Raw genomic sequence first — 9269 nt, forward strand, 5'->3', positions numbered from 1 at the left:
AAGAGACAGGCACTTTTCCGCTTCGCGGCCAAGTGTCGCCGCTTCGCGGCGAGTCTGGCAGCAAGGAGGATGAGTAGGCCGTCGGTTCCGTTTAGGTTCGAACTAATTACCGATAAGGCAATTCCATCCCCACTTGCTATTCTTTTATACCCCGACCGTAACCTAAGGAATATTCTTTATCAAGAGGGGTGGTCGCCGTTTTATCGAGGGGTTCGAGGGTCTCAATGTTGGAGGTTCCTAAAGGGGTCTCTTTTGTAGGCCAAAGGCCGTTTCCATTTGCCCCGCAGGGGCGGGCCCCAAGGCGCGAAGCGCCTTTTAGAGGGGCCCACCGCGCTAGCGGCTGCCCGTAGGGCAGGGTCTTGTCCGCCCCGTGGCCGAAGGCCACTTAGAGGGGCGGGGTTCCTTAATGCGCCCGCGAAGCGGGGGCACGTCCGCCGTGCCCGAAGGGCACTTAGGGGCGGACCAGCCCGAAGGGCTGTCGATTGCCCGCGCATTTTGGGCAGAGTAAAGGGCGGCGAGAGACTCGCCGCCCTTTACTTCTTTGCCTAGTTGTTACTCGATTTCTTCCTCTGCTACTTCTTCCTCGAAGTGGAGGTGCCCGCGACGTGTGATCTCTTCCGGGTCAACGCCGTTGATTCGGCAGAGGTGAAAGAGATTCGCGAGGAGGTCCCCGCAAATCTCCATCAAGTCCTCTTCGTCGACGTTAAGAGTGCCGTCGGTGTAGTCCTGTCCGGTTTCCCCTCCGAATGCCTCAAGGGCTGATACAGCCCAGCTAGCGCGCGTCCGGTTAGTCTCGGCGGGGCCGTCGTCGTAGATGCTCACTGAAGGTGCCTTTCGTCGTGCGTTCCGGGCGGGGCTCCCTCGCGGGTACTTCGTGAGGGAGCCCCGTTCGCTTATGCCGGGCTACTTCTGGTAGGCGGCAATTCGGGCGCGCACTTCGGCGGGCTCAATGCATCCGGTGTGCCTGAAAGGCGACGGCGGATTGTTGTTCCTTCCGCGCAGATGACTCCAGTAGCGGGGTCCTTGCCACCCGCACAAATCGCAAGCCATGAACCACGGGTTATCGGACCCGGGGTATCCACCCATCGGCGTCCAGAGGTATTCCGCCAGTCCGGCCATAGCCGTTCGGGCGCCCTCTGTATTTCGGGCGGTGGCGGGCATACGCCGATGCAGGAGCGGCACAGGGCCGAACAGCCCGCGCGGCGCGGCTGTTTCGCCCGAGCCTTCTTGGTCCGGGGTGATGCGCCCGGCGGCGAATTCGTCGACGAGGTGGCGCGCTGCGGCCTCGCTGCCGACGCGCCCGGCGGCGACTCGGATTTCCTTGGTCTGTCCTGCGGGGACGGCGAACCATGCGCCGTGCCACCGGAAGATCAGGCCGACTTTCTGTCCGCCGACGAGGACGGGGTATCGGCATTCTTGGTCTGCGTCGCCGAGCTGGAAGCGGAGTTCGTTGGTCACTTGACGTTCTCCACTTCAGAGATTCGGAGACCGGCATTCATGGCGTCGAGGATGTCGGCGAGGGCCCATTCAATGGCGTTCAGCGTGCCCGCCTCGAAAGGCGAATTGAGCGGCTGAGTCAGGTAGTCGTCGAGGTACTCATCGAGCCTTTCGCGGGACTCGATCGGGTCGGAGACGTAACCGAGAGTTCCGGTCTCGTCGACTACCCAGACGCGGAATCCGTCCAGGTCGATATCGCGGCGGTCGAGGAGGTCGCCGCATGCGATGCAAGCGAATAGACCGTCGGGCCGAATGCGGTAGGGCATGATGCCGCCGCACTGCGGGCAGGAAATTGTGTTCACGGAAAGCGCCTTTCGTGTGTGCTTCCGGGGCGTTGCCCAGGAGGCCGCACGGCGCGGCGCGTGCTTTTTGGCCCGGTGCGCGCCGAAGGCGCAGGGCCAAAAACCCTTTTGCCGGTGCGCGCCGAAGGCGCAGGCAAAAGGGCGGTCCCGCGAAGCGGGACCGAATTGCCGGTGAACGCGCCGAAGGCGCCCGGCAATTCGCCCGGAGGGCCCGCCAGGGCCCGTAGGGCGGTGCGCGGCGTGCCGTGTGGCACCCTGGGCCACGCCCCGGAAGAAAAGGCTTGAGTCTTTCCGTGGCTGCGCCCTACTGCGCAGCGCTATTGAGTCCGGGAACCAGAAATCCCCCTCTCGACCTTGGTCGAGAGGGGGATTTCGTGGCTTCTCTTACGCTGCGCCCTGGCATGCTGCTCCCCTTGGCGCGCGGGGGCCTGACCTGTTGCCCGCCGGTCAGCTACTCGATGGCGGCATGCGCCTGAACTCCGCCACCGCTTCCCGCACTTGTGCTGCGCCTCGCCACTCCCCCGCCCGGTCGTCCGGCACGGTGTGTTGGCCGTCTACTAGCGCCTGGGCCACGTCGGCGAGCGCTGCCGGGTCGGCATAGAGCGGGAGGCCCAGCGCACGGGTGGTATCGACGAGGCGGCGGCCTCCACGGCCTGTACGGGCGGAGCGCCATCCGACGTCATCGCTCCAGTGCCACGACAGCCCCGCCCCGGTACAGCGACTGCGGTCCCACTCCAGAAGGGCGCACAGCCGCTGTACGGCCGGTCTGGTCGCGTGCTGGCCTGGGGAGGCCGCCCCGTACGTCCACAGCCGTCCGGGGGCGATAGCACGGGCGGTGAGCTCGCGGACGACAGCCACGATGTACGGGGCGTGGGGCAATTGGTGCTCGGGGCGCATCGCGTCCTCCTACGAGGCCTTGCCGAGGGTCGCCGCGGGGCGCACCGTGCCCGAGCCGAATCGCGCATTGGCGCGGTCGATGGCGCCCTCGGCGAGCAGTCGCGATTCCCTCACCCGATCCATGGAGATCTGGGTCGCAGCCCTCTCCGCGTCGATGAGGTCTTCGCCTTTGAGGGTCATGCCGACGAGCCGTGCGCGTTCGAGCCCGGCGGCGTCCATGAGGCGGTAGGCCATCACGCGCAGGTCCTCGGTGTGGCCGGAGGCTTCCGTTAGGCGGCGTGAGCGTTCCCAGCTCGCCCCTCCTGCGAATCGCAGCTGCAGGGTGAGGGCGCGTGCCGCCTGTTCACGCTGGCGCAGCGTCGCGCCGAGCTCGACGACGAGGTCAAGGAGGGTGGCGCGTACCGTGGCGCCGTCGAGCTCGTGCCGCCCGAAGTGTCGGCGCACTGTTGCAGAGGCGGGCAGGGCCTTGGGGGTGATCGGGCGCGGGTCGATGCCTCGTGCCCGGTCGGCTGCGAGGCGTCCGGCTCGGCCGCCTAGGATCCGCTGAATCGTGGCGGCCGGCACGGCGGCGAGCGCGCCCACCGTGTGCAGGCCATAGCTCGTGAGCGCCTTCGCCTGCTGTGGTCCCACCCCGTACAGCGCTCCAACGGGCAATGGCGCCAGAAACTGCCGACTCTCGTTCGCCTCTACAACCAGGACCCCGCCTCGGTCCAGCTGCCCCGAGGCCGTCGCCGCCACTGCCCATGACTGACCGACCCCGATCCGGAGATCCACACCGAGCAGAGCGAGCCCTCGCAGGCGTACGACTTCAGCGATCCGGCGGGCATCCGCCCCCAGGTACCGGAATGCGCCGCGCAGCTCCACAAGGGCGGCGCCGGGCGGGACCGCTTGAACCGTCTGTGAGACGTCCCGCAGCAACTCCAGCACCTGCCGGTAGTCGTGCTCTGGGAGGCCCGCCGGGCACCGGACATGCATCACGCTCGCTGTCCCGGTCGCGTTGCTCCGCTCGTCCACGGCCCTCACCTCCACCCCCACACTAACCGAACATATGTGCGAGCAGCGAGATCGGTGCACCGCTGCTGAGGGCGCAGTCGGTACGCGCGCCGAGCCCGCCCAGCGGCCCGGCGTCATCGCGGTCGGCGTGTGATCACTCGGTCTGGTGACCGGCCGTGGCGCACCCGCCTCCAGGCACTGATCTGGGAGAGGGTGGCCACGTGCGCCGCGCCGTCATGATCCTCGTAGCCCTCGCCCTGCTGAGCGCGACCGGGTGCACCTCCGTGACGCCCGTCGATCCGGATCGGCTACCGCCCCGCCAGTCGCTCGCGCCTGCGGGCAGCGAGGCCCTCTATCCCATCACCTCCCGCACTCCGGCCGTGCAGCCCTCACCCCATGACGCTCTGGTGCAAAGCAGCACCGGTAAGCCCGAGGTGAGGAAGGACAGGAAGGCCAGGAGGAAGGCGCCGATCCGCCGCGCGGAGCTCACGGTCGTCGACCGCGAGCGTCAGGCGCCCGCCTCTCCGCCTCGCCCCGTCCACCGGGTGCCGGCGCCTCCCCGGCCCGCAGTACAGCGTCCGGAACGGCGCCCCGTCCCGGTGGTCCCGCGCCCCGCGCGGCCACGGCCGACGGTCGACGGTCGAGTCGCTTGCCGGATGGCGGCCGGCGTAGCCGACCCCGGTTTGGTTTCCCTCTGCAGGGAGCAGCTCGGGCGGTAGGTCGGGCGGTTGTAGGTCGCTCAGAAGCTGTGCGAGAACCCGTTGAGGGGAGCGCCCGATGCTCGGCGCGCCCCTCATGCCTGCTACTTGCCCAGCCAGGCCCGCACCGCCATGCGGTCCACGTGGGCCTCGCGAGAGAAGCCGGATTCTGTACGGTCACCAGCAGGGATGAGCTGTAGGGCGGCCTGTCGCAGCCCGGCCAGGGCGTCGATCTCGGCCTGGCGCGCCTGCGCTCGCTGCTCGGACAGCTCAGAGACGACCGCCGCCGGGTTCTCCACGAGGAGTCGGTGCGCGACGGTGAGGGCCGCCTGCATCTCGTCTCGGTCGTCGGGGTCCGGGTACCGCTCGGCGATCTCGTCAGACAGCGCAGCGAATTCTTCGATCTGCTCTGAGGTCATCTCACCTGCGGCATCTCCCAGCCACGCGAGGACCTCGTGCCGTTCCGCCATGGGTCGACTCCATTCTCGGGTGCCCGTCACCCCTGTAGGCCACTCTACAGCAATCTGTAGAGTGGTCTACAGGTGTCGCGACAGCTTCTCAGCGGTGCACCTTGATGCACGGATTCCCGCTCGCCTTGCGGGCGACGGCGCACAGCCACGTCCCATGCGGGAAATTCCGGTTGATCTTCCACGAGGCCATGGTGAACCGCGTCATTCCGGCAGTGACCGTCCGAGGCTTCTTCCAGCGGGTGACGTTGGACTCAGTGGCCGAGCTCCCCGTGTGCCGGTACACGCGGAACCGCTCGCCACGGCGCGGCTTCTCGCTCGTCACAGAGATGGTGTCGACGTGCAGCCCTCGTCCCTTGACGGAGAGGGTCACCTGCTCGTTGGTGTCGTCCGCACTCATCGGGACCGAGGCTGACGACGCGGGAGCCATCAGCAAGAGGGCAGCAGTCGCAGCCAAAGCCGCATTGATCACAGGTCGCATGATCGCCATAACGCGCCCATCCGATCCCGCCGACACGGGCCGTCTGCCAAGACCACCCCCAAGAGCGAGTGCATCACGCTGCCCGCATGCGCCTGCGAGCCGACGACAGCGCCACGCGTAACCACTCCGCTGACGGCTCGTTCACCGGACGGAAGTCCTCCGCCTCGACTTTCATGCTCGGCCGAGCAGTGTCTTCGGGCCCACTGGAGCCCGGCCCGCGGAAGGGAATTGAAGACACCAAAGGGGGCTTTCCTCACCTTCTTGAAGGTAAGGAAAGCCCCCTTTGTCGCTAATTAGGCTCGCTTGAGGCACGTGGTGGGAATCTGGCCACCCCGGACCAGCCTGTAATCCGTCCCCCGCTTCCCGCACTTGTAGTAGACGGGCGCGCCACCGCGGTTGAACGTGGTCAGACAGCTGCGCACCTTGTCACCTCTGTGGACGTAGTGATCCACGGGACTCGTCGACGTCGCTGAATTCGCATTGTGCGCCGGGCGACGCACCGCCACCTTCTTGCCTGTGACCTTGTACGTCGCGCAGCGCCTCGCGTCGGGGGCAGCGGTCGGAGCGCTCACCGTGTGCGCAGCGGGCGCCGCCGTAGGAGCAGCAGAGGCCTGCGGAGTTAGCAGGACGCTGGCGGCAACAGCGGCCGTCGTGAAGATCTTTCGCATACCGCGTTCAACTGCACGATCGGCCCTCGGAGACACGGCCAGCACCTGTCGATCACCCCTACGCGCGACCCCCGAGCCGATGAACTACGCAGTGGGCGGGCAGTACATGAGCTGGGGACATATGGCACACACAGCAGTGCCCCCGAGGCGGCTGTCTTGGGGGCACTGCACCCGCTGCCCCGCAACGGGGGTGCAGGGGTGCGGGGTCTAGGGGGTGGGGTCTAGGGCTGGGCTGACGGGACGGACTCGACGATGGTGAAGTGCACTTGTCCCGCGGGCAGTTCGAGTACGCCTGAGCTGGTGGGCATGCCCTTGACGGCTTGGACCAGGCCGGGGTCTTGGGGGTCGCCGTGCTGGTCGAGCGCCTGGCGGGTGAGGGTGGCGACCCCCAGGGTGACGCGGGCGCCGTCCATGGCGAGGATCACGGCTTGGCGGGCGCCGGGCTGTCTGGCGGCGGCCTGGCTGAGTCGTCCCGCCTCGGCGCCGAGCTCGTCGGCGTCGGCGAGGCTCAGCCCCCACTCGGTGAGGGTTCCCTTTACGTTCACGCTGGCGCGCACGGGCATCTCGGGGGCTCCGGCGGGCATGGTCCAGATCATCAGTCGTGCGAGCTGGGGAGCTGCCCGCAGGCGGCCTTGCGGGGAGACCCTGACCAGGTCCGGGGGCCACTCGCGGTCGGCGTGGGGTGTCATCTCGGCGTGCATCACGCGCGCGGCCTGGTGCTCGTGCATGAGGGTCCTTTGTGGTCGGTGACCTTGATCGCGGCGCTGACGGTGGTGCCGCCGTCGGCGGACTCGCATTGCTCCCACCGGTGGGCGAGGGCCTCGACGAGGAGCAGGCCCCGGCCGTGCTCGGCGTCCGGCTCGGCCTGGTGCGCTTCGAGGTCGCGGTGTGGTCCGCGGTCGCTGACGCTCACGCAGGCCTCGTCGTCGGCGAGGGTGATGGTGAGAGTGATCCACGGGCTGCGGGTGTAGGCCAAGGCGTTGGTGGTGAGCTCGCTGACGATGAGCTGGAGCTCGTGGCTGACGGTCTCGGGTACGGCCCAATCGGTCATGGTGGCGCGGAGGTAGGCGCGTGCATCGCTGGGGGTGAGGTCGGAGTATCCGGAGAGCGAACGCGTGGTGTAGAGCACGATGTCCGCCTCCGTGCGGGGTCCGGGTGCGGTGTGTGTGGTCATGCGTGCCCTCCCGGGCCGCTCGACGGGGACGCGGCGCCGCTGCGGCACCGGTGGGCGTGAGCGACGGTGACGGCCTCGGCCAGGACGTCCGCGTCGGTGACGGTGATGTACGGGGTGCGGGTGGGCGGCACGGTCCAGGCGTGGCCGCCTGAGCCGGGGCCGTGGTCGGTGGTGACTTCGGGGGCGGGGCACCGGAGTACGGCGTCGGAGACGCATCGGGTGCCGGGCAGGGGCGGCCAGGAGGCGGCGGTGCCGGCGGGGACAGTGATCTCGACCGTGCCGCGTGTGCGGGTGTCCAGAGTCAGCCCCAGGGGGGTGCCTCGCTCGGCGAGGATGTCGAGCACTGCGGCGGCCAGGGGTGCGCTGATGCGCAGGACGTCGGCCCCCGTGATGCGAACCTCGGCGCTCTGGCCTGCGGCCCATGCTCGGCGCAAGCCTTCCGGTGGGAGGCGGCCCGGCGCCCAGCACTCGACTTCATCGTCATCGCGGGGGCTCACTGCACGCCCCCCGTGTTCGCGGGGCAGTCGCCGCAGACACCAACGCGGTACCCAAGGCGGCCTTTGTTCTCCGGCCCGTTCGCCACGTAGGCGTAGCCGCCGAACCGCAGGGGGCCAGGGCCGCTACAGCGAGCGCATGCCTGGTAGTTGAGGCGTCGGTGTTGATCGGGCGTCAGGGCTAGTGGATCAAGTACCCCGTTGCGTACGTCCGTCGCCGCTAATCGCTTCCCGGACATGCCGCCCACCCTCACTAGACGATCAACTCCATGCGATCACACCACTACATCCCGTAGCGCAATCCCGTTTAGAATCCTCCATGCAATCCCATGAGACAAGCCCACAGCTCAAACCCGCCCGTTACGAGGGACGTTGAAGGGATGGTGACCGGGCATGCCTAACGGCCAATCCGCCGATAAGGCAGACTTGCAGCAAGCAAACCCACGACGACGCCGTAGGCGGGGAGGGGGACGGGTGAGCGAACCGAGCGGGCCAACTGTGCGCAGGCGGCGGCTGGGCAGTGAGCTGCGAGGCCTGCGTGAACGCGTGGGCTTCGACCAGGCCAGGGCTGCTGAGCATCTGGAGTGCTCCACGTCCAAGATCAGCCGCCTGGAGAAGGGCCAGGGCCTCGCGAAGGCGATCGAGATCCGCAGCCTTCTGGACCTCTACGGGGTAACAGAAGAGGCCGAGCGCGAGACCGTCTTGACGCTCCACAGGACTGCTGGCGAACTCGGGTGGTGGGAACAGGCCGAGTTCGAAGAGGTCATGCCCACTGGCCTGGGGGTGTACGTCGGGCTGGAGTACGACGCTCGCTCTGTGCAGACCTGGGAGATCGGTTTCGTGCCGGGGCTCCTTCAGACTGCCGATTACGCGCGGGCCGTGCTGTCAGCGGTCCCGCGCTCGGCTGATGAGATTGATCGCCTGGTGGAGGTCCGCAACAAGCGGCGATCTCGGTTGTCGCTGGACAGGGAGCCGCTGGAGCTGTGGGCCGTCATTGACGAGTCGGTACTCCGTCGCCCCATCGGTGGCCCTGATGTGATGCGCGATCAGCTGAAGGGCCTGGCGGAATCGGCTTCACAGCCGAACATCACTGTCCAGGTCTACCCGGCAGACAAGGACAGTCACCCCGGGCTGCGTGGCTCCTTCAGCCTGCTGGAATTCGGCCCTGCCGACCCCCGGATCGGCTACGTCGACAGCCCCGCCGGGAACGCCTTCCTTGAGAAGGACAAGCAAGTCCGTTCACTCGTCACCACGTTCGACCGACTGCGCGTCAGCGCCATGGAACCCGAGCAGTCCGCGGCACTCCTACATGAACTCGCCGCAGAGGAGAATTGACCATGAACCGCCCCCTCCCTCCCCCGTACAACCCCAATGAACTCGCCTGGTGGAAGTCCTCGGCGAGTAGCGAGAACGGCGCTTGCGTCGAGGTCGCGCACGCTCCGGAGGGCTGGATGGCAATGCGTGACTCCAAGATCACGAGTGGCGTGATCTGTCTCGTTCCCATGTCGGCGTTCTCCCAGTTCATCGACGGCGTACGGGCCGGAGCGCTCTGACCCCATAACCGAGTACTGCGCACAGAGAGGGCCCGGCCAGGCGGC

12 protein-coding genes are annotated in these 9269 nt (G+C 67.7%); 2 read left to right on the top strand and 10 right to left on the bottom strand.

Translation table 11 applies throughout. The features are described from left to right. Positions 1-552: 552 nt before the first annotated feature. The 10 genes from ACFQ7F_RS43735 to ACFQ7F_RS43780 form a co-directional block, all read right to left on the bottom strand. The gene (locus ACFQ7F_RS43735) at positions 553-822 is read right to left on the bottom strand and encodes a hypothetical protein (protein ID WP_383284613.1); all 270 of its coding nucleotides are present in this window, start codon (positions 820-822) and stop codon (positions 553-555) included. Between the two features lie 81 nt (positions 823-903). Continuing rightward, complete coding sequence (locus ACFQ7F_RS43740; RefSeq protein WP_383284616.1) at positions 904-1458, bottom strand: hypothetical protein; 555 nt, start codon at positions 1456-1458, stop codon at positions 904-906. After that, positions 1455-1799, bottom strand: coding sequence for a transposase (locus ACFQ7F_RS43745; RefSeq protein WP_383284619.1), 345 nt, complete (start codon positions 1797-1799; stop codon positions 1455-1457). The genes ACFQ7F_RS43740 and ACFQ7F_RS43745 overlap by 4 nt, the downstream gene beginning before the upstream one ends. A 447-nt stretch (positions 1800-2246) precedes the next feature. Beyond that, positions 2247-2696 (bottom strand): hypothetical protein, encoded by a 450-nt coding sequence (locus tag ACFQ7F_RS43750; protein ID WP_383284622.1) that lies wholly within the window; start codon positions 2694-2696, stop codon positions 2247-2249. 9 nt (positions 2697-2705) lie between these two features. Beyond that, positions 2706-3710: a hypothetical protein gene (locus ACFQ7F_RS43755; RefSeq protein WP_383284625.1), complete on the bottom strand. Its 1005-nt coding sequence runs from the start codon at positions 3708-3710 to the stop codon at positions 2706-2708. A 781-nt stretch (positions 3711-4491) separates the two neighbouring features. Then, on the bottom strand, positions 4492-4857 hold the full coding sequence (locus ACFQ7F_RS43760) for a hypothetical protein (RefSeq protein WP_383284628.1): 366 nt from the start codon (positions 4855-4857) through the stop codon (positions 4492-4494). 88 nt (positions 4858-4945) lie between these two features. Further along, on the bottom strand, positions 4946-5254 hold the full coding sequence (locus tag ACFQ7F_RS43765) for a hypothetical protein (protein ID WP_383284631.1): 309 nt from the start codon (positions 5252-5254) through the stop codon (positions 4946-4948). 970 nt (positions 5255-6224) lie between these two features. After that, on the bottom strand, positions 6225-6731 hold the full coding sequence (locus tag ACFQ7F_RS43770; RefSeq protein WP_383284634.1) for a hypothetical protein: 507 nt from the start codon (positions 6729-6731) through the stop codon (positions 6225-6227). Then, positions 6704-7177 carry an ATP-binding protein gene (locus tag ACFQ7F_RS43775; RefSeq protein ID WP_383284636.1) on the bottom strand — a complete coding sequence of 158 codons (474 nt, stop codon included), beginning with the start codon at positions 7175-7177 and terminating at the stop codon, positions 6704-6706. Before ACFQ7F_RS43775 ends, ACFQ7F_RS43770 begins: the two co-directional genes overlap by 28 nt. Continuing rightward, the gene (locus tag ACFQ7F_RS43780; protein WP_383284639.1) at positions 7174-7611 is read right to left on the bottom strand and encodes a hypothetical protein; all 438 of its coding nucleotides are present in this window, start codon (positions 7609-7611) and stop codon (positions 7174-7176) included. The genes ACFQ7F_RS43775 and ACFQ7F_RS43780 overlap by 4 nt, the downstream gene beginning before the upstream one ends. Before the next feature lie 453 nt (positions 7612-8064). Between ACFQ7F_RS43780 and ACFQ7F_RS43785 the strand changes: the two genes are divergently transcribed. Next, positions 8065-9006 carry a helix-turn-helix domain-containing protein gene (locus tag ACFQ7F_RS43785; protein WP_383284642.1) on the top strand — a complete coding sequence of 314 codons (942 nt, stop codon included), beginning with the start codon at positions 8065-8067 and terminating at the stop codon, positions 9004-9006. Between the two features lie 2 nt (positions 9007-9008). Beyond that, positions 9009-9224 (top strand): DUF397 domain-containing protein, encoded by a 216-nt coding sequence (locus ACFQ7F_RS43790; RefSeq protein ID WP_383284645.1) that lies wholly within the window; start codon positions 9009-9011, stop codon positions 9222-9224. Positions 9225-9269: the final 45 nt, after the last annotated feature.

Origin of the sequence: Streptomyces sp. NPDC056486 (assembly GCF_042795295.1) — a bacterium.
In the GTDB taxonomy this organism is placed as follows: Bacteria; Actinomycetota; Actinomycetes; order Streptomycetales; family Streptomycetaceae; genus Streptomyces.

Bases quoted from the DNA above. Each gene is read 5' to 3' on its own strand.
- ACFQ7F_RS43750 (WP_383284622.1), bottom strand. From the start codon at position 2,696: ATGCGCCCCGAGCACCAATTGCCCCACGCCCCGTACATCGTGGCTGTC.
- ACFQ7F_RS43760 (WP_383284628.1), bottom strand. From the start codon at position 4,857: ATGGCGGAACGGCACGAGGTCCTCGCGTGGCTGGGAGATGCCGCAGGT.
- ACFQ7F_RS43765 (WP_383284631.1), bottom strand. From the start codon at position 5,254: ATGAGTGCGGACGACACCAACGAGCAGGTGACCCTCTCCGTCAAGGGA.
- ACFQ7F_RS43770 (WP_383284634.1), bottom strand. From the start codon at position 6,731: ATGCACGAGCACCAGGCCGCGCGCGTGATGCACGCCGAGATGACACCC.
- ACFQ7F_RS43775 (WP_383284636.1), bottom strand. From the start codon at position 7,177: ATGACCACACACACCGCACCCGGACCCCGCACGGAGGCGGACATCGTG.
- ACFQ7F_RS43785 (WP_383284642.1), top strand. From the start codon at position 8,065: ATGCCTAACGGCCAATCCGCCGATAAGGCAGACTTGCAGCAAGCAAAC.
- ACFQ7F_RS43790 (WP_383284645.1), top strand. From the start codon at position 9,009: ATGAACCGCCCCCTCCCTCCCCCGTACAACCCCAATGAACTCGCCTGG.